We start from the raw sequence: 19,865 nt of genomic DNA, 5'->3' as shown, positions 1-19,865 counted from the left end.
TTTCGTTTTTCCAGCATTTTCGATAAGTATCACTTATGGATTTCCGCCAACTGCGTTATTTCGTCGCGGTGTATGAAGAAGGCCACGTGGGCCGCGCCGCCGAGCGCCTGTCGCTGTCCCAGCCAGCGCTTTCCCAGCAGATCCGCCAGCTGGAGCACAGCCTCGACCTGAGCCTGTTCGAACGCAGCAACAAGCGGCTGCTGCCGACTCTGGCCGCCCATACCCTGTACAACCACGCCCTGCCGCTGCTCGACGGCCTGCAGCGAGCCCACGAGGCCATGCGCAACTTCAAGGGCCAGTCGCTGCGTACTTTGGCCATCGGCGTGCTGCAGACCGTGCGACCGAGCCTGGTGCCGCAGCTGCTCGAACGCCTGCGCAGGGCACAGCCGCACCTTGTGGTGCAGATCTACGAATTGTCGGGGCTGGAGATCGAACGGCGCTTGCTCAATGGCAGCCTGGACATCGGTATCAGCTACCTGCCGCCACGCCAGCCGGGGCTGCATGGTCTGCTGCTGTACGAAGATGAGCTGCAACTGGTCATCCCCGCTACCCACCCGCTGAAGGACTTCAAGAAGGTGTCCATCCGCCAGGCCGCCGAGCTGCCCATGCTGATGCTGGGCGAGGAGTTCCAGATCCGCCAGATCTGGCAGGCGCAGCTGGCCAGCCAGGGGCGTCGGCCGCAGGTGCAGGCAGAGATGAACAACATGGCGGGGATTCTCGACAGCCTGGCCCATACCGCGCTGGCCACCATCCTGCCGGGGCGGGCCAAGGAGGCCGCCGAGGATGACCAGGGGCTGCTGTGGAAGCCGTTGAGCGAGCCGCGGGTACCGCTGAAGGTTGGCTTGGTGTTCCGCGATGCCCAGCGCCAGCAGGCCTCTGTGGAGCTGCTGCGCACGCTGCTGGAGGAAGAGACGGACGCCCGCCTGTTGGGGGCATCACCGCTGGATGTGCTGGGCTGAAAAACACGCGCACAAAGAAAACCCCGCCGAAGCGGGGTTTTCCAGACTGTTTCCCTGTGACATCCGTATCGCCCCGCCATCCTGGCAGGTGGTCCTTCGTCGTCATCCGTGATCTGTCCTTTGCGCTTCCTGCGCAACGTCCATGTGGTAAAGAATAGCCGTGGATCCAATCTGAGAACAGTGGCGAAAAGTCACCGCGTTGTGTAGGAAAAAGCTTACACGGCAGGGGCCGCTTTGCGGCCCATCGCGACACAAGGCCGCTCCTACAGGGGAACGCATAGCCATTCGAGCTTGCGCGTTACCTGTAGGAGCGGCCTTGTGTCGCGATGGGCTGCAAAGCAGCCCCAAAATCCCTCAGAACTGCTCGGCATCCAGCAGGTACAACGACTCACTCCCCGCCTTCACCGAAGCCACCAGCGAATCCACCCGCGGCAGCAACCGCGCAAAGTAGAACCGCGCCGTACCCAGCTTGCCCGCATAGAACGCTTCATCCCCCTCACCCGCCTTCGCCGCCCGCGCCATCAATGCCCACATGTAGGCATAGGCGACATAACCAAAGGCATGCAGGTACTCGACAGAAGCCGCGCCAATCTCGTTCGGGTTGCCCTTGGCCTGTTCCAGCACCCACTCGGTCAGCCCGTCGAGCTGATCGAGATAGGCAGCCAACGGCTTGGCAAATTCCTCCAGCTCGCTACCCGCGCTGGCAATGAACTGGCGAATCTCGTCGGAGAACAGCCGGTAGTACGCCCCACCACTGGCCACCACCTTGCGCCCCATCAGGTCGAGGGCCTGGATGCCGTTGGTGCCTTCGTAGATCTGCGTAATACGCACATCGCGCACCAGTTGCTCCTGCCCCCATTCGCGAATGTAGCCATGCCCGCCGAACACCTGCTGGCCGTGCACCGCGCACTCCAGGCCCAGGTCGGTGAGGAAGGCCTTGGCCACCGGCGTCAGCAGTGCCACCAGCTCTTCGCTGCGCTTGCGCACGGCGGGGTCTTGGCTGTACTTGGCACTGTCCAGCTGCATGGCCACGTAGCTGGAGAAGGCACGGCCACCCTCGATCAGCGCCTTCATGGTCAGCAGCATGCGGCGCACGTCCGGGTGGACGATGATCGGGTCAGCGGCCTTGTCCTTGGCTTGCGGCCCGGTCGGGGCGCGGCTTTGCAGGCGGTCGCGGGCATACTCCACGGCGTTCTGGTAGGAGCGCTCGGCCGAAGCCAGGCCCTGGATACCAACACCCAGGCGCTCGTAGTTCATCATGGTGAACATGGCCGCCAGGCCCTTGTTCGGCTCACCGACGATATAGCCGACCGCTTCGTCGAAGTTCATCACGCAAGTGGCCGAGGCCTGGATGCCCATCTTGTGCTCGATCGAGCCACAGGTGGCCGGGTTGCGCGCACCCAGGCTGCCGTCTTCATTGACCAGGAACTTCGGCACCAGGAACAGCGAAATACCTTTCGGCCCCGCCGGTGCGTCCGGCAGCTTGGCCAGCACCAGGTGGATGATGTTCTCGGTCAGGTCGTGCTCGCCGCCGGTGATGAAGATCTTGGTCCCGCTGACCTTGTAGCTGCCGTCGGCCTGGGGCTCGGCCTTGGTGCGGATGATGCCCAGGTCGGTACCGGCATGCGGCTCGGTCAGGCACATGGAACCGGCCCACACGCCGGCGTACATGTTCGGCAGGTACTTTTCCTTCAGCGCATCACTGGCGTGGGCATTGATCGACAGGCAGGCGCCAGCAGTCAGCATCGGGTACAGGCCGAAGGACAGGCTGGAGGCGTTGACCATTTCCTCGACCTGGGCCGAGATGACCTTGGGCATGCCCATGCCGCCGAACAGCGGGTCGCCGCCCACGCCCACCCAACCGCCTTCGGCGTAGGTGTTGTAGGCCTCGATGAAACCGGCCGGTGTGCGCACTACGCCGTTGTCCCAGTGGCAGCCCTCTTCATCTGCGGCGCGGCTGAGCGGCGCAATGGATCTGGCAGTGACCTTGCCGGCTTCTTCCAGCACCGCCATGGCCGTGTCGGCATCGACAACCTCGGCCAGCCCGGGCAACTGCGCCCACTGCTCGGCCACGTTGAAGACTTCATTCAGTACGAAGCGCATGTCGCGCAGGGGCGCTTTATATTCAGCCATGACAACCTCTCGCTAGTCGGGTCGGGGCGGTCTCGGGGAACCGCGACACTGGGTTGCAGGCAGTGTAACCGAACAACTTTTACGAGACATAGGGTCATCACTAGACCGTATAGTCTATTTCGGTCACGCCGTGCGCACTGCCCCTCGCTGCGATTGTTGCCCATGCACCATGACACAATTGCGCCCCGCGCCCTTGGCGCTGTACAGCGCCTGGTCGGCGGATTTCAGCACGGCTTCGGGGTTACGATGATCGGCCTGGCGCTCGGCCACGCCGATGCTGATGGTGACCGACACCGTGCCGCCACTGCTGCCCGCCCGCCGCTGGCGTCCGGTGGTATCGTCCTGCGGGCGGTTGTGCTGGTCGCGCAGGTGCATCACGTAATTGGCGATCACTTCGCGCACGGCCTCCACGTGCGGCACGCATTCCTCGGCGGTCTTGCCAGCAAACACGAGGGCGAATTCCTCGCCGCCATAGCGGTAGGCGCGGCCACCCCCGGTGACCTTGGACAGGCGGCTGGCGACCAGGCGCAGCACCTGGTCGCCAACGTCGTGGCCGTGGGTGTCGTTGAATTTCTTGAAGTGGTCGACATCGGTCATGGCGATCACATAGTTGCGCCCCAGGCGCTGCATGCGCTCGTTCAGCGCACGGCGCCCCGGCAGGCCGGTCAGCTCGTCGCGGAAGGCCATCTGGTAGGCCTCGTGCGCCACCGCTGCGGCGATCATCAGCATCACCTGGCTGCACATGATATTCAGGGTGAACGGCAGGATGAAGGTTTGCGGCAGCATCCAGAAGATGCCCAGCAGGCCCATCACCTGCGCAGCGTGCAGCGGCCGTGGCGCACGCAGGTATTGCACCACCAGCAGGATGAATACGCCGAGGAACAGCGGGTAGACCATCTGGATCAGGCTCATCCACTGGCCATGCAAGGTTGGCCAGCGGATTTCCGCCAACCAGGTCAGCAGCGCTTCGGGGTAGCTTTGCTCCAGGGCCACTGCCACGCTGCCCACGGCAAACAGCACGGCGCCACGGGCGACCAGGTCCTGCAGCAGGTGGGTGCGCTCCTGCCAGGCACCATACAGCCCGAACAGGGCGGGCAGCAGCAGGCACACCAGGTGGAAGATCACCGCCGCGTCCTCGCGCACGCGGCCATGGTCACGGTAGAAGTCGGTCTGGGTGTCGAGCAGGTAGTAGGCAATGTACACCGTGAGCATCAGGAACAGCTCGCGCTGGCGACGGTACACCGCACAGTAGGCTCCGCCCAGCAGCAGGACCAAGGTGGGCAGGACGTTGAACAGCGATGTGAAAAAGACACTCAGGTCTCTCACATAGGCCGCGGCGAGGCCTGCCAGCAAAAGAATCAGCGAAGGCAGGAAGTGGCTCGCGCGAACAGCGTTAAAACGAAACAAGGGTAATCTCCAACCCGGCAGATCAATGGTGGCATTGTGCCCTTACTTCATCGGCAGTGCACATGAACAGTTGAATATGCGGATGGAATGAACAGGAAATTCCGGCGTGCACGCTATCTCTTGTGGGAGCGGGCATGCCCGCGAAACAGGCGACGCGGTGGCTGGCACCGGCTTTGCCGGTGTTCGCGGCGGTTCGACGCCTCGACACGCCCGCTCCCACAGGAATTGCGCCCGCCCCAAAATGCAAAAACCCGCCTGCCGGTGAAGGCAGGCGGGTTTGGATTACAGCGGCAGGATCAGTACGACAGGCCGAAGTGCTCTTCGTCCATCGCCATCAGGTTGTTGGCACCCGACAGCATGGTCGCCACGTGGGTACGGGTACGCGGCAGGATGCGCTGGAAGTAGAAGCGCGCGGTCTGCAGCTTGGCGGTGTAGAACGCTTCTTCGCTGGTGCCGGCAGCCAGTTTCTCGGCCGCCAGGCGGGCGATGTCGGCCCAGAAGTAGGCCAGGCAGGCGTAGCCGGAATACATCAGGTAGTCGACCGAGGCCGCACCCACTTCTTCGCGGTCCTTCATGGCGGCCATACCCACTTTCATGGTCAGCTCGCCCCATTCCTTGTTCAGCGCCGCCAGCGGTTCGACGAACTCCTTGACCGCTTCGTTGCCTTCCTGCGCCTGGCAGAACTTGTGCACGATCTTGGTGAAGCCCTTCAGTGCTTCGCCCTGGGTCATCAGCACCTTGCGGCCGAGCAGGTCCAGGGCCTGGATGCCGGTGGTGCCTTCGTACAGCATGGAAATGCGGCTGTCGCGCACGTTCTGCTCCATGCCCCACTCGGCGATGAAGCCGTGGCCACCGTAGATCTGCACGCCATGGTTGGCGGCTTCGAAGCCGACCTCGGTCATGAACGCCTTGGCGATCGGAGTCAGGAACGCCAGCAGGGCATCGGCCTTCTTGCGCTCTTCTTCATCCTGGCTGTACTTGACGATGTCCACCTGCTTGGCAGTGAAGTACACCATCGCGCGGTTGCCTTCGGCGAAGGCCTTCATGGTCAGCAGCATGCGACGCACGTCCGGGTGGACGATGATCGGGTCAGCAGCCTTGTCCGGTGCTTTCGGGCCGGTCAGGGAGCGCATCTGCAGGCGCTCACGGGCGTACTTCAGGCCACCCTGGAACGCTACTTCGGCGTGGGCCAGGCCTTGCAGCGCGGTACCCAGGCGAGCGGTGTTCATGAAGGTGAACATGCAGTTCAGGCCTTTGTTGGCCGGGCCGATCAGGTAGCCGGTAGCGCCGTCGAAGTTCATCACGCAGGTGGCGTTGCCGTGGATACCCATCTTGTGTTCGATCGAGCCGCAGCTCACGCCGTTGCGCTCGCCCACACCGCCTTCGGCGTTGGGCAGGAACTTCGGCACGATGAACAGCGAGATGCCCTTGGTGCCAGCCGGTGCGTCCGGCAGGCGGGCCAGGACGATATGGACAATGTTGTCGGCCATGTCGTGCTCACCGGCCGAAATGAAGATCTTGGTGCCCGACACCTTGTAGCTGCCGTCTGCCTGTGGCTCGGCCTTGGTGCGCAGCATGCCCAGGTCGGTACCGCAGTGCGGCTCGGTCAGGCACATGGTGCCGGTCCACTCGCCGGATACCAGCTTGGTCAGGTAGGTGTGCTGCTGCTCGGCAGTACCGTGCGCAGAGATGGTGTTCATCGCGCCATGCGACAGGCCCGGGTACATGCCCCACGACCAGTTCGAACCGCCGACCATTTCGCTCAGGGCCAGGCCCAGCGACTCCGGCAGGCCCTGGCCGCCGTGCTCGACGTCATGCGCCAGGCTCGGCCAGCCGCCTTCGACGAACTGCTGGTAGGCCTCTTTGAAGCCGGTAGGGGTTTTCACGCCCGATTCGCTCCAGGTGCAACCTTCCTGGTCTCCCACGCGGTTCAGCGGCGACAGCACCTGCTCACAGAACTTCGCGCCTTCTTCGAGGATCGCGTCGACCATGTCGGGCGTGGCGTCCTGGCAACCCGGCAGGCTCTGATAGTGCGCCTCATAGCCGAGCAGCTCGTCGCGAACGAAGCGGATATCACGCAAGGGAGCTTTGTAATCAGGCATTGCGATGAACCTCTAGGTGAGTTCTGTGGGGTGACCCGCACTTGGCGGCCGTCGATCAAACAGTTGTTTGAAACTTACGTTTAGCTCCGCCTTATGTCAAGGATGGACTATGGTGCCATTTACGCCACGAAAAACGGCATTCATGCCAAGCCTTGAAAAATAAAGACGCCCCTGTGGGAGCGGGCGTGCCCGCGAAAGGGTCCGGCCAGGCAGTAGAGGTGCCTGATCTGACGCATTCGCGGGCACGCCCGCTCCCACAGGGGCTGCGTGTAAATCGGGTGAGCGCCCTGTCAGGCGTAGGTGTCGATGATCCGACCGAGCATTTCGTCGGATGCCTTGGCGACCTTTGCGCCAAGCTCGACTTCGAGTTTGCCCACGGCCAGCTGCACGGTGCTGGTGGCCAGGTCCATCTGCTGGCTGCGGTCGACCGCGCGCAGGCGTTCGGCCTGAAAATCGCTGGACTGGCTGGTGGCGCTACGTTCGGCGGTGGTGCTGGCGATCTGGCTGGCGGCCTGATCGACGCGGTTCTGGCCGGTCTGGATTGCGCTCAGGCCCGCGTAGTAGGCGGAGCTACCGGTGATTTCCATGTCAGGACTCCATTGACGCTGGATGACGAACAGGCCCAATTAAAGCAGGCCAGAGGTGAAAAGGCCCGTTTAAATCCCTAATGGCCTGGTGCCAGTTGATAGGCCTTGGGTATTCCTGTACCGGCCTCTTCGCTGGCTTGCCCGCTCCCACAGGGACCGCACAATACCTGAACCCTGCGCTGTACCTGTGGGAGCGGGCAAGCCCGCGAAAGGGCCAAGCCTGGAAACGGTTAATCCAGCAGATCCAGCTGAAGGTGTTCAGCCACCATGTCGGCACTGGCCTGCTTCAATTTGGGCACCCGCCCCAGGCATGGCGCCGGCAAACGCTCGGCCAGACTGGCCAGGTTCTCTTCCAGGCGCGAAGTACGTGGCTCGATGATGTTCGCCACCCATCCCGCCAATTGCAGCCCGTCACGCTCGATCGCCTCAGCGCTTAACAAGGCATGGCTGATACAGCCGAGCCGCACCCCGACCACCAGAATCACCGGCAGCCGCAGGGCCACCGCAAGGTCGGACAGGTTTTCCAGCCCCGACAACGGCACGCGCCAGCCACCGGCCCCCTCGATCAGGGTGAAATCGGCATTTTGTTGCAGCACATTCCGCATCGCCGCCAGCAGGTCCGACACGGCCAGCGTCACCCCTGCCTCACGTGCTGCCACATGCGGCGCAATCGCGGGCTCGAAGGCAAACGGGTTGACCTGCTCGTAGGGCAGCTTGATCGTGCTTTCATCGATCAGCGCCTGGGCGTCACTGTTGCGCAAGCCTTTCGGTGTCATCGTGCAACCGGAGGCCACCGGCTTGGCCCCCAGCGTGCTCATGCCCTGCAACCGTGCCGCATGCAACAGCCCGGCAGCGATGGTGGTCTTGCCAACATCGGTATCGGTACCGGCAATGAAATAGGCCTGGTTCATCTCGCTCCCCTTACACCTGTGGCTTGCGCAACAAACCATAGACCACCTGATAGGTGGCTGGCAGCCCCTCAGGCTGGCGAAACGCCTCATAAGCCTGCAGCAGGCCCTGCATGCGTGCCCGGCCGGTAAGCCCGGAAGGTCGGCCAGGGTTCAGGTTGTGGGCACCGAGGGCCTTGAGTTCATGGGTCAGGCTGCGTACATCCGGGTAGTGCAGCACGTGCGGGCAGCGCTGCAGCCCGAGCTGTTCGAAGCCGCTGGCTGCGCACAGGCGCTGATAGTCCTCGAAACGGCGGAAGCGGTTCACATGCACCAGGCCATCCACCGCCTGCCAACTGGCGCGCAGTTCATCGAGGGTACCCACACACAGGCTGCTGAAGGCCAGCACGCCGCCCGGGCGCAGCACTCGCAGCGCTTCTGCCAGCACGCTGGCGAACTGGTCGCACCACTGCACGGCCAGGCTGGTGAACACCAGGTCGACGCTGGCATCACGCAGCGGCAAACGCTCGGCGTCACCGGCCACGTGATAGAGCGCCCCGCCCTGTTCGTTGCGGGCATGGCACAACATGCCCTCGGCGATATCCACCGCCACACCGCTGGCCTGGGTGAAACGCTCGGCCAGCGCCCGGCTGAAATGGCCGGTGCCGCTGCCCAGGTCCAGCCAGCGCGACGGCTGCAGGCCTTCCGGCAACTGCTCCAGCAAGCTCGAACCCACCGCACGCTGCAAGGCTGCCACGCTGTCGTAACTGGCTGCGGCGCGGGAGAACGAGGCCGCTACCTGGCGCTTGTCGGGCAGCGCGCCGGGCAGGGTCGGACGGGAAAGGTCAGTCATCGCCACTCTCATGCAGGAAACTCTTGATGCCCGCCGCCAGTTCCTGCGGGTACTCCAGCAGGAATGCGTGGGAACTGTCTTCGACCAGGCCCACTTCCACATCGGGCAGCAGCTCGCTCAGCGCTTTTGCCGCCTCTGCCGGCACCAGCGCATCGCTGCCGGCGAACAGGTGCAACTGCGGGCCACCGTAGGCCTGCAATGCTTCGCGGGTATCCAGCTTGGCCAGCACCTCAAGGCCGGTGGCCAGGTACAGCGGGTCGGTGTCCGGCACGCCTACACCCAGCTGGCGCAGCAGGGTGCGCGGTTGCAGGGCACCGTCGCTGCACAAGGTACGGAAGCGCTTCAGGGTGACCTGGGTATGGCTGCGGCAGCCGTCGAGGAAGGTGCCGAAAGTATCTTCGGCCATGCCGTGGGGCCAGTCGGGGCGAGCCACGAAACTGGGGTTGCTGGCCAGGGTCAGCAGGCCGCAGCAATGGTCGCCGCGCTTGTGCGCCAGCGCGCTGGCCAGCATGCCGCCTAACGACCAGCCGCCCAGCCAGACATCGCTCGGCAGCTTGCGGTCGAGGTGGTCGACCCAGGCCTGCACATCGCTGTGGGCCAGTTCCGGCAAGGGCATCAGCTCTACCTGCAGGCGGGCGTCCTGGGCACGCAGGCTGGCGGCCAGCGGCTCCAGGGAAGCAGTGCCCAGCCCCCAGCCGGGCAACAGAACAAGTCGATTACGCATCGGCGCTCTCCAACTGTGGATAACACTCGGCCAATGCATTCAACAATAGCTGCACCTGCGCCTCGCTGTGCGCGGCGCTCAATGTCACCCGCAGGCGTGCGCTGCCCGCCGGCACGGTGGGCGGGCGGATGGCCGTCACCAGCAAGCCGCGCTCGCGCAGCATGCGTGACAGCCGCAGGGCCTGCGCGCTGTCACCGATGACGATCGGCTGGATCGGCGTCGGGCTGTCCATCAATGCCAGGCCGATCTGCTGCGCGCCTTCGCGGAACTGGCGGATCAGCGCGGCCAGGTGCTCTCGGCGCCAGGCCTCGCGGCGCAGCAGTTCCAAGCTCTTGAGGGTGGCGCAGGCCAGCGCCGGTGGCTGGCTGGTGGTGTAGATGTACGGGCGGGCGAACTGCACCAGCGCCTCGATCAGCTCTTCGCTGCCGGCCACAAAGGCGCCAGCGGTACCACAGGCCTTGCCCAGCGTACCGATCAACACCGGCACATCTTCAACGCCCAGGCCGAAGTGCTCGACGATACCGCCACCCTGGGTGCCGAGGGTGCCCAGGCCATGGGCATCATCGACCATCAACCAGGCACCACGAGCGCGGGCGACATCGGCCAGCGCCGGCAGGTCGGCCAGGTCGCCGTCCATGCTGAACACACCATCGGTCACTACCAGGGTATTGCCGACGGCCTTGTCCAGGCGGCTGGCCAGGCTGGCCGGGTCGTTGTGCAGGTAGCGGTTGAAACGGGCGCCGCTGAGCAACCCGCCATCCAGCAGCGACGCGTGGTTCAGGCGGTCCTGCAGCACCGTGTCGCCCTGCCCCACCAGCGCAGTGATGGCGCCCAGGTTGGCCATGTAGCCGGTGGAGAACAGCAGCGCGCGCGGGCGCCCGGTGAGTTCGGCCAAGGCCTCCTCCACCTGGTGGTGCGGCGTGCTGTGGCCGATCACCAGGTGCGAGGCACCGCCACCGACACCCCAGCGCTCGGCGCCGGCCTGCCAGGCGGCAATCACCTCGGGGTGGTTGGCCAGGCCCAGGTAGTCATTGCTGCAGAAGGCCAGCAGGCGCTGGCCATCGACCACCACTTCCGGCCCATGCGGGCTTTCCAGCAGTGGCCGCTGCCGATACAGGTCTGCGGCGCGCCGTTCGGCCAGGCGCGCCGCCAGGTCGAAGGCCATTTCAGGCTGTCGCGGCGTTGTAGAACATCTCGCTGCTGCGCTGCTCGACCAGCGCCTGCTCGATGGCCGCCTGGTGCACTTCGTCGGCGTGCTCTTCACGCGCTTCGGGTTTGATGCCCAGGCGTGCGAACAGCTGCATGTCCTTGTCGGCCTGCGGGTTGGCGGTGGTCAGCAGTTTTTCGCCGTAGAAGATCGAGTTGGCGCCAGCCATGAAGGCCAGGGCCTGCATCTGCTCGTTCATCTGCTCGCGGCCAGCGGACAGGCGCACGTGCGACTTGGGCATGAGGATACGGGCCACGGCCAGCATGCGGATGAAGTCGAACGGGTCGACGTCTTCTTCCTCGGCCAGCGGCGTGCCGGCCACCTTGACCAGCATGTTGATCGGCACCGATTCCGGGTGCTCGGGCAGGTTGGCCAGCTGGATCAGCAGGCCGGCGCGGTCGTCCAGCGACTCGCCCATGCCGAGGATGCCGCCGGAGCAGATCTTCATCCCGGCATCGCGCACGTAGGCCAGGGTCTGCAGACGCTCGCTGTAGGTGCGGGTGGTGATGATGCTGCCGTAGAACTCCGGCGAGGTGTCGAGGTTGTGGTTGTAGTAGTCCAGGCCGGCCTGGGCCAGGGCCTTGGTCTGTTCCTGGTCAAGCTTGCCGAGGGTCATGCAGGTTTCCAGGCCCATGGCCTTCACGCCTTTGACCATCTCCAGCACGTAGGGCATGTCTTTGGCCGACGGGTGCTTCCACGCCGCGCCCATGCAGAAGCGGGTAGAACCGATGGCTTTGGCGCGGGCGGCTTCTTCCAGCACCTTCTGCACTTCCATCAGCTTCTGTTTTTCCAGCCCGGTGTTGTAGTGGCCGGACTGTGGACAATATTTGCAATCTTCCGGGCAGGCGCCGGTCTTGATCGACAGCAGGGTCGAAACCTGCACGCGGTTCGGGTCGAAATGCGCGCGGTGCACGGTCTGCGCCTGGAACAGCAGGTCATTGAATGGTTGCTGGAACAGCGCCTTGACCTCGGCCAGGGACCAGTCGTGACGTGTTGTTGCAGTTGTGCTGGCGCTCATTGGCGTTTCCTTGTTTAGGCTGAAGCAGGCGCCGGGACAGGAAAGCCCGCCAGCGCATCACGGATAGCTCGCATAGTCATGGAAGGCCTATGAACTGTCAACCACATTGGAAAAGACTGGTTTACAAGTGCTCACTTATTAACCAATCGTGTTTACTGTGCGATGAACCTGCCGAGCAGGCCTACCCGCTGTGCGTCGCCTGCGAGCAGGAACTGCCCTGGCTGGGCGATCATTGCCTGCGCTGCGCCCTGCCGTTGCCCATGGCCGGCCTGACCTGCGCTCAGTGCCAGCGCCGCGCACCGGCCTTCGAGCAGGTGCTTGCACTGTGGCATTTCGGCTTTCCGGTGGACACGCTGATCAGCCGTTTCAAGCACAACCGCCAGTGGCCCTTGGGGCGCCTGATGGCCGAATTGCTCGCGCATGGGCTGCTGCACCGCTTTACCGAAGGGCTGCCGCGCCCCGACCTGTTGTTGCCTGTACCCTTGGCCAGACGTCGACTACGGGAGCGGGGGTTCAACCAGGCGGGGATGCTCGGGCGCTGGCTGTCGTCGCACGTGGGGGTACGTTGCGACGAGCGGCTACTGTTGCGTACACGGGAGACACCTGCGCAGCAACAACTGGACGCCAAGGCCAGGCGACGCAACTTGCGCCAGGCGTTTACCGTCACGGGCAAGCTGACGGGCAAGCATGTCGCCATTGTCGATGACGTGTTGACCACCGGTGCGACCGCGCAGGCGGTTGCCCAAGTGCTGCGCAAGGCCGGTGCGCGGCGGGTGGATGTGTATTGCCTGGCGCGCACGCCCAAGCCGGGGTATGTATGACGTGTGGGAGCGGCCTTGTGTCGCGAAGAGGGTGCGTAGCAGCCCCAGCGATTTTTGCCGTGGCAGAGATCCTGGGGCTGCTACGCAGCCCTTTCGCGACACAAGGCCGCTCCCACACAAGCTACACTTCGCTGCCACTTACAATGACCGAATGCCCATGTCCCTGCCCCCCCACCTCACCCAGCACATCGCCCGCCGCCCCCAGCGCATCGCGCTGCTGCAGCACATTGCCGAAGAAGGTTCGATCACCCGCGCCGCCAAGGCTGCGGGCATCAGCTACAAGGCCGCCTGGGACGCCATCGACGAACTCAACAACCTGGCCAGCCAGCCCCTCGTCGAGCGCAGTACCGGCGGGCGTGGCGGCGGTGGTGCCCGTCTGTCGCCAGAAGGCCAGCGGGTTCTGCGCCTGTATCAGAGGCTGCAGGCCCTTCAGGCGCAAATCCTCGAAGCGGCCGAGGAGTCCAGTGACCTCGACCTGCTCGGCCGGCTGATGCTGCGTACCAGCGCGCGCAACCAGTTGCAGGGCCAGGTCAGTGGCCTGCGCCGCGAGGGACGGCATGATCGCGTCAGCCTGGCGTTGGGTGGCGGGTTGGAGATCGAGGCATTGATCACCCACGACAGCACCGCACGGCTGGAGCTGACGCTGGGGACGACGGTAGTGGCGCTGCTCAAGGCGGGGTGGGTGAGGTTGCTGGCCGACGAGGAACAGGCCGAAGCGGGGAATAACTGCCTGCGGGCGACAGTGGAGGAGGTACTGGCGGAGGCTGATGGGCCTGGTGAGGTCCGGTTGGCGTTGGGGAATGGGCAGACGTTGTGTGCGTTTGCCGAGACGGATTGGTTGGCTGGGCAGCGGGTGGCAGCAGGCAGTTCGGTGCGGGTTCAATTTCATCCCTCTTATGTATTGCTTGGGGTTCCTGCATAGCCTGGCCGCGCTTTGCGCGGTTCGCGGGTAAACCCGCTCCCACAGGTGCATCGTTTCCCTGGCGGCTGCGCCGTCCATGTGGGAGCGGGTTTACCCGCGAAGAGGCCGGTACAGGCATAACGGGTTACCATGGCCCCCACGCCGCCTACCCCCGGAGCCACCATGTCCCACCCCTTCGACACCCTTACCCCCGACCTGGTCCTGGACGCCGTGGAAAGCCTGGGCTTTCTCAGCGATGCCCGGGTGCTGGCGCTGAACAGCTACGAAAACCGCGTCTACCAGGTGGGCATCGAGGGCGCGCAACCGCTGATCGCCAAGTTCTACCGCCCAGGCCGCTGGAGCGACGCGGCCATCCTCGAAGAGCACAGCTTCACCGCCGAACTGGCCGACTGCGAAGTGCCGGTGGTCGCCCCGCTGCAGCACGACGGCCGCACCCTGTTCGAACACCAGGGCTTCCGCTTCACCCTGTTCCCCCGCCGCGGCGGCCACGCGCCAGAGCCGGGCAACCTCGACCAGCTCTACCGCCTCGGCCAGTTGCTCGGCCGCCTGCACGCCGTGGGCGCCAGCAAACCGTTCGAGCACCGCGAAGCGCTGGCTGTGGACAACTTCGGCCATGCATCGCTGAATACCCTGCTGGAAGGCGACTTCGTCCCCCGGGAACTGCTGCCTGCGTTCGAATCGGTGGCGCGCGACCTGCTCAAGCGGGTGGAGGACATCTATGCCCGCACGCCGCACCAGCTCATCCGTCTGCATGGCGACCTGCACCCCGGCAACCTGATGCACCGCGACGAGGTGTACCACGTGGTCGACCTCGACGACTGCCGCATGGGCCCGGCGGTGCAGGACCTGTGGATGATGCTGGCCGGCAGCCGCGAGGAGCGCCTGGGGCAACTGGCCGAACTGATCGACGGCTACAACGAGTTCCACGACTTCGACCCGCGCGAGCTGGCCCTGATCGAGCCCCTGCGCGCCCTGCGCCAGCTGCACTACAGCGCCTGGCTGGCGCGGCGCTGGGACGACCCGGCATTCCCGCCGAGCTTCCCCTGGTTCGGCCAGCCACGCTACTGGGGAGACCAGATTCTCGCCCTGCGCGAGCAAATGGCCGCACTGGATGAAGCGCCGCTGAAATTGTTCTAGAAGCACGCCCACCTCTGTCTACAATAGGCGTCGCTTTATTTAGCTACCTAAGCAAGGATTCTGCATGCACGCCGCAAACCCGCGTCGCGGGTACCTACTGGGCCTCAGCGCCTACATCATCTGGGGGCTGTTCCCCCTGTACTTCAAGGCAATCCAGAGCGTCCCGGCGGTGGAGATCATTGTCCACCGGGTGCTCTGGTCGGCTTTGTTCGGCTCGTTGCTGCTACTGGTGTGGAAACACCCGGGCTGGTGGCGTGAACTGCGTGACAACCCGCGCCGGCTGGGCATCCTGGCCCTGAGCGGGGCGCTGATCGCCGGCAACTGGCTGACCTACGTATGGTCGGTGAACAACGGGCGCATGCTCGAGGCCAGCCTTGGTTACTACATCAACCCACTGATCAATGTGCTGCTGGGCATGCTGATTCTCGGCGAGCGCCTGCGCCGCCTGCAGTGGCTGGCCGTGGCCATGGCCGCCGTGGGTGTGGCCCAGCAGGTGTGGCAGGTGGGCAGCCTGCCGTGGGTGTCGCTGGTACTGGCGCTGAGCTTCGGCTTCTATGGGCTGATTCGCAAACAGGCACCGGTCGCGGCACTGCCGGGCCTGGTGGTGGAAACCTGGATGCTGGTACCGCTGGCCCTTGGCTGGCTGTTGCTGCACCCGGCGGCGACAAGTGCCCAGGGCGCGTTCTACACCAGCAGCGAAGCGTTGTGGCTGATGGCTGCGGGGCCGGTGACACTGGTGCCGCTGGTGTGCTTCAACGCTGCCGCGCGGCACTTGCCGTATACCACGCTGGGCTTCCTGCAGTACCTGGCGCCGACCCTGGTGCTGCTGCAGGCGGTGCTGCTGTTCGATGAGCACTTGTCGTCGAGTAACTTGGTGGCGTTCATGTTCATCTGGGCGGGTTTGGCGATTTACAGCGTCGATGCGTGGGTCAGTTTGCGCAAGCGCAGCTGATCAAAAAATGATCATAACTCTGCAGGCCTTATGATTCGTGGCCTGCAGAGACATCTCCAAAGGTTATCCACACCCTCGTCCCCGTGCTTTGTGCACAAGCTGCTGATTTCTGAGTGTTTTTTGATCAAAGCCGTGCAAGGCGCGCGCGGCCTGGGCTGGAGAGGGGAACCCCCAGGTTATCCACAGGGCCTTCCCCGTGATATCGGGATAACCGCAGGGGGGGCCGCTTCGCGGCCCCGGCAATCTCGGATCAATCCTCCGGCCGCAGCTTCAACTCCACCATCAAGTCGTCCGCCAGGCTCTCCAGCTTCTGCTGCAAATCCTCCAGCGACAGGGTCAACGGCAATGCCAGCAAGGCATCGGCATGGAACAGTGGCTCGCTGCTCATGGGCGCCGGCCGCACCTCAGTGGTAAACCGCTCAAGGTTCACCCCCAGGTCCGCCAGCAAGCGGGTGATATCACGCACGATCCCCGGCCGGTCATTACCTACCAGCTCCATGGCAATCGGCTTCCAGGTACACGACGGCTCGATGCCGCTCTCGGCGATCAGCACGCGAATGTCATATCGGACCAACCCCTGCAGCGAAGCAACCAGCTCGTCGTAGTTTTCCGCCGGCACCGCCACCCGCAGGATGCCGGCAAACTGCCCGGCCATGCGCGACATGCGGCTTTCCAGCCAGTTGCCACTGTGGTCGGCGATGCACTGGGCAATGCGCTCGACCTGGCCGGCCTTGTCAGGGGCAATCACAGTCAGTACAAGATGATCCACAAGCCCTTCCTCGTGTCGGACCGCGCCGTGCGGCAGAAAATCGGGGGATCGACTCAGTATAGGCAAGGCGCGGCAACCTGCCGCAGGGCAATCCGCATAACGAATCGTGTACTGTTTCAAGATTTATCTGGAACAATCCACCTGTTTTTTGCGAACATACTCACTCCCAGCGTGACCATACGCGACCAACGGGTCGCATAACGGCGCTTTTAGTCTGATTTTGCCCCGCCTACTGCTTCATGTAGTATCCCGTGGCGCGGACTACAAAACGTCGTTTGGATGTCTGCCAAGGCGCCTGTGAAAATACGCACACTGTCTGCCAGCCGGTCTGGCAGGCCGCACCCAGCCGCGCTCGGGGCTTTACTCGGGGGCATGCACTGGTGCCGTGTTTAGAGAAGCGCTACAGGCTTAATACAGAAGAGCGAAATAGCTGAGCAGAGTGAGGCAAGCAATGACTGGATACGTTCAAGTCGGTGGCCTTCAGGTCGCCAAGGTCCTGTACGACTTCGTGAACAACGAAGCCATCCCAGGGACCGGCATCGTCGCCGAGCAGTTCTGGGCGGGTGCAGAGAAGATCATCAATGACCTCGCTCCAAAGAACAAAGCCCTGCTCGCCAAGCGCGACGAGCTGCAAGCCAAGATCGACGCCTGGCACCAGGCACGCAAAGGCCAGGCCCACGACGCCGTAGCCTACAAAGCATTCCTCCAGGAAATCGGCTACCTGCTGCCACAAGCCGACGATTTCCAGGCCACCACCCAGAACGTGGACGAAGAAATCGCCCACATGGCCGGCCCGCAGCTGGTCGTACCGGTGATGAACGCCCGCTTTGCCCTGAACGCCGCCAACGCCCGTTGGGGTTCGCTGTACGACGCGCTGTATGGCACCGATGCCATCAGCGATGAAGGCGGCGCCGAGAAAGGCCAAGGCTACAACAAGGTACGTGGCGACAAGGTCATCGCCTTCGCCCGCGCCTTCCTCGACGAAGCCGCGCCACTGGCGGCCGGCTCGCACGTCGACTCCACCGGCTACCGCATCGAAGGCGGCAAGCTGGTAGTTGCCCTGAAAGGTGGCAGCAACAGCGGCCTGCGCGACGACGCCCAGCTGATCGGCTTCCATGGCGATGCCGCCGCGCCGACTGCTGTGCTGCTCAAGCACAACGGCCTGCACTTCGAAATCCAGGTCGATGCCAGCACCCCGGTCGGCAGCACCGACGCCGCCGGCGTGAAAGACATCCTGATGGAATCGGCGCTGACCACCATCATGGACTGCGAAGACTCGGTTGCCGCCGTCGACGCCGACGACAAGGTGATCGTCTACCGCAACTGGCTGGGCCTGATGAAAGGCGACCTGGCCGAAAGCGTGAGCAAGGGTGGCAAGACCTTCACCCGCACCATGAACCCGGACCGCGAGTACGCCGCGCCCAACGGCGGCAGCGTGACCCTGCACGGCCGCTCGCTGCTGTTCGTGCGCAACGTTGGCCACCTGATGACCAACCCGGCGATCCTCGACGCCCAAGGCAACGAAATCCCCGAAGGCATCCAGGACGGCCTGTTCACCAACCTGATCGCCCTGCACAACCTCAATGGCAACACCAGCCGCAAGAACACCCGCAGCGGCAGCGTGTACATCGTCAAGCCGAAGATGCACGGCCCGGAGGAAGTAGCCTTCGCCGCCGAGATCTTCAGCCAGGTCGAAGACCTGCTGGGCATGAAGCGCAACACCGTCAAGGTCGGCATCATGGACGAGGAGCGCCGTACCACGGTCAACCTCAAGTCGTGCATCAAGGCCGCCGCCGAGCGCGTGGTGTTCATCAACACCGGCTTCCTTGACCGCACCGGCGATGAAATCCACACCTCGATGGAAGCCGGCGCCGTGGTGCGCAAGGGCGCCATGAAGAACGAGAAGTGGATCGGTGCCTACGAGAACAACAACGTCGACGTCGGCCTGGCCACCGGCCTGCAAGGCCGTGCGCAGATCGGCAAAGGCATGTGGGCCATGCCCGACCTGATGGCGGCCATGCTCGAGCAGAAGATCGCCCACCCGCTGGCCGGTGCCAACACCGCCTGGGTGCCGTCGCCGACCGCCGCCACCCTGCATGCCTTGCACTACCACAAGGTGGACGTACAGGCGCGTCAGCGTGAACTGGCTTCGCGCACCCCGGCGTCGGTGGACGACATCCTGTCCATCCCGCTGGCCGCCGACACTAACTGGTCGGCCGAAGAGATCCGCAACGAACTGGACAACAACGCCCAGGGCATCCTCGGCTACGTGGTGCGCTGGATCGACCAGGGTGTGGGTTGCTCGAAGGTGCCGGACATCAACAACGTCGGCCTGATGGAAGACCGCGCCACCCTGCGCATCTCGGCCCAGCTGCTGGCCAACTGGCTGCGCCATGGCGTGGTCAGCCAGGAGCAGGTGCTGGAAAGCCTCAAGCGCATGGCCGTGGTTGTCGACCAGCAGAACGCCGGCGACGCCCTGTATCGCCCGATGGCACCGAACTTCGACGACAACGTCGCGTTCCAGGCTGCGGTAGAGCTGGTGGTGGAAGGTGGCAAGCAGCCGAACGGCTATACCGAGCCGGTACTGCACCGCCGTCGCCGCGAGTTCAAGGCGCGTAACGGGTTGTAAGCGACATCTGCGACAGGGGCCGCTTTGCGGCCCTTTCGCGACACAAGGCCGCTCCTACAAGCACGCGCCAGACCTCAGCCTTGCGCGGTACTTGTAGGAGCGGCCTTGTGTCGCGAAAGGGCTGCAAAGCAGCCCCAATCCTGCACTACTCGATCTTCAGTTCTTTCTTCACCAGCTCCAGCAACCTGTCCAGATCGACCGGCTTCAGCAGAAAATCCACAACCCCCAGGTGCATCACATCCACCGCCTCTTTCACATCGGTGTCGCCCGACACCACGATGATCGACAACGCCGCCCGTTCCGACTCGCGAATCTGCCGGATCAGGTCCAGGCCATCCTCGGGCTGCATGCGCAAATCCGTGATCATCAAGCCGATTCGTTGCTGGTAGTGCAGGTATAGCCTGGCTTCCTCGGCCCCATCCGCTCCGACACAGTCGATCCCCCGGCTTTTCAGGTACAGGATCAGCGCCTCACGATTCACCGCATTGTCATCCACCACCAGCACCAGTGGCTTGGCTGCCACAGGCGCACTTACGACTGCCAATGCCTCGCGCTCGGCGTCGCTCAGGATGTCGTGTTGCTCAGGCATGCTCATCTCGTCAAAAAAATTCCGCTTCAGCATTAGGACCGCAGAACTTGCGTAACCCGGCTGGCCTTTCGTCGGGTCTTTGACAGGGGCGCTCATAGACTTACGTCCAATGGGCACCACCCCGCCGCAAGCCGACCATGGAGGCAGAGAACAACATGGCCGGCACCTA

Annotated in this window: 17 protein-coding genes; 6 read left to right on the top strand and 11 right to left on the bottom strand. The window is 64.1% G+C overall.

Annotated features, from left to right (window positions below; all coding sequences use genetic code 11):
- Window positions 1-35: 35 nt before the first annotated feature.
- On the top strand, window positions 36-959 hold the full coding sequence (locus tag CAG22_RS12330; protein WP_004375209.1) for a LysR family transcriptional regulator: 924 nt from the start codon (window positions 36-38) through the stop codon (window positions 957-959).
- A 354-nt stretch (window positions 960-1,313) separates the two neighbouring features.
- On the opposite strand, the gene CAG22_RS12325 is transcribed toward CAG22_RS12330, so the two are convergent.
- The 9 genes from CAG22_RS12325 to bioB form a co-directional block, all read right to left on the bottom strand.
- On the bottom strand, window positions 1,314-3,092 hold the full coding sequence (locus tag CAG22_RS12325; RefSeq protein ID WP_085591362.1) for an acyl-CoA dehydrogenase C-terminal domain-containing protein: 1,779 nt from the start codon (window positions 3,090-3,092) through the stop codon (window positions 1,314-1,316).
- A gap of 123 nt (window positions 3,093-3,215) precedes the next feature.
- On the bottom strand, window positions 3,216-4,499 hold the full coding sequence (locus CAG22_RS12320; RefSeq protein ID WP_085692016.1) for a diguanylate cyclase: 1,284 nt from the start codon (window positions 4,497-4,499) through the stop codon (window positions 3,216-3,218).
- A gap of 296 nt (window positions 4,500-4,795) precedes the next feature.
- Window positions 4,796-6,601, bottom strand: coding sequence for a phenylacyl-CoA dehydrogenase (locus tag CAG22_RS12310; RefSeq protein ID WP_025337435.1), 1,806 nt, complete (start codon window positions 6,599-6,601; stop codon window positions 4,796-4,798).
- 290 nt (window positions 6,602-6,891) lie between these two features.
- Window positions 6,892-7,188 carry a hypothetical protein gene (locus tag CAG22_RS12305; RefSeq protein WP_003258614.1) on the bottom strand — a complete coding sequence of 99 codons (297 nt, stop codon included), beginning with the start codon at window positions 7,186-7,188 and terminating at the stop codon, window positions 6,892-6,894.
- 230 nt (window positions 7,189-7,418) lie between these two features.
- On the bottom strand, window positions 7,419-8,099 hold the full coding sequence (gene bioD, locus CAG22_RS12300; protein ID WP_085705543.1) for a dethiobiotin synthase: 681 nt from the start codon (window positions 8,097-8,099) through the stop codon (window positions 7,419-7,421).
- Between the two features lie 10 nt (window positions 8,100-8,109).
- Window positions 8,110-8,928 (bottom strand): malonyl-ACP O-methyltransferase BioC, encoded by an 819-nt coding sequence (gene bioC / locus CAG22_RS12295; protein ID WP_075044392.1) that lies wholly within the window; start codon window positions 8,926-8,928, stop codon window positions 8,110-8,112.
- Window positions 8,921-9,652, bottom strand: a complete 732-nt coding sequence (locus CAG22_RS12290) for an alpha/beta fold hydrolase (RefSeq protein ID WP_054573687.1) — start codon at window positions 9,650-9,652, stop codon at window positions 8,921-8,923. The genes bioC and CAG22_RS12290 overlap by 8 nt, the downstream gene beginning before the upstream one ends.
- Entirely contained in the window at window positions 9,645-10,817 is a 1,173-nt protein-coding gene (gene bioF, locus CAG22_RS12285; protein WP_085705542.1) for an 8-amino-7-oxononanoate synthase, read from the bottom strand. The genes CAG22_RS12290 and bioF overlap by 8 nt, the downstream gene beginning before the upstream one ends.
- Window position 10,818: 1 nt before the next feature.
- On the bottom strand, window positions 10,819-11,877 hold the full coding sequence (bioB, locus tag CAG22_RS12280) for a biotin synthase BioB (RefSeq protein WP_013970556.1): 1,059 nt from the start codon (window positions 11,875-11,877) through the stop codon (window positions 10,819-10,821).
- 89 nt (window positions 11,878-11,966) lie between these two features.
- Between bioB and CAG22_RS12275 the strand changes: the two genes are divergently transcribed.
- From CAG22_RS12275 to rarD, 4 genes are all read left to right on the top strand, one after another.
- The gene (locus CAG22_RS12275; RefSeq protein WP_085705541.1) at window positions 11,967-12,698 is read left to right on the top strand and encodes a ComF family protein; all 732 of its coding nucleotides are present in this window, start codon (window positions 11,967-11,969) and stop codon (window positions 12,696-12,698) included.
- Between the two features lie 157 nt (window positions 12,699-12,855).
- Entirely contained in the window at window positions 12,856-13,620 is a 765-nt protein-coding gene (locus CAG22_RS12270) for a TOBE domain-containing protein (RefSeq protein WP_085705540.1), read from the top strand.
- A gap of 162 nt (window positions 13,621-13,782) precedes the next feature.
- On the top strand, window positions 13,783-14,757 hold the full coding sequence (locus CAG22_RS12265) for a serine/threonine protein kinase (RefSeq protein ID WP_075044386.1): 975 nt from the start codon (window positions 13,783-13,785) through the stop codon (window positions 14,755-14,757).
- A gap of 64 nt (window positions 14,758-14,821) precedes the next feature.
- Window positions 14,822-15,709, top strand: coding sequence for an EamA family transporter RarD (gene rarD, locus CAG22_RS12260; protein WP_013970552.1), 888 nt, complete (start codon window positions 14,822-14,824; stop codon window positions 15,707-15,709).
- A gap of 250 nt (window positions 15,710-15,959) precedes the next feature.
- Here rarD and CAG22_RS12255 read toward each other — a convergent pair whose 3' ends face one another.
- A complete protein-coding gene (locus tag CAG22_RS12255; RefSeq protein WP_085591348.1) occupies window positions 15,960-16,478 on the bottom strand; it encodes a glycine cleavage system protein R in 519 nt (172 codons plus the stop codon).
- 451 nt (window positions 16,479-16,929) lie between these two features.
- On the opposite strand from CAG22_RS12255, the gene CAG22_RS12250 reads away from it, so the two are divergent.
- On the top strand, window positions 16,930-19,107 hold the full coding sequence (locus CAG22_RS12250) for a malate synthase G (protein ID WP_085618463.1): 2,178 nt from the start codon (window positions 16,930-16,932) through the stop codon (window positions 19,105-19,107).
- 145 nt (window positions 19,108-19,252) lie between these two features.
- On the opposite strand, the gene CAG22_RS12245 is transcribed toward CAG22_RS12250, so the two are convergent.
- Complete coding sequence (locus CAG22_RS12245; RefSeq protein WP_025337423.1) at window positions 19,253-19,792, bottom strand: response regulator; 540 nt, start codon at window positions 19,790-19,792, stop codon at window positions 19,253-19,255.
- Window positions 19,793-19,865 lie beyond the last annotated feature (73 nt).

It is taken from the genome of Pseudomonas sp. B8(2017) (genome assembly GCF_002113575.1).
In the GTDB taxonomy this organism is placed as follows: domain Bacteria; phylum Pseudomonadota; class Gammaproteobacteria; order Pseudomonadales; family Pseudomonadaceae; genus Aquipseudomonas; species Aquipseudomonas putida_Z.
This window is presented reverse-complemented; position numbering and strand designations above follow the sequence as displayed.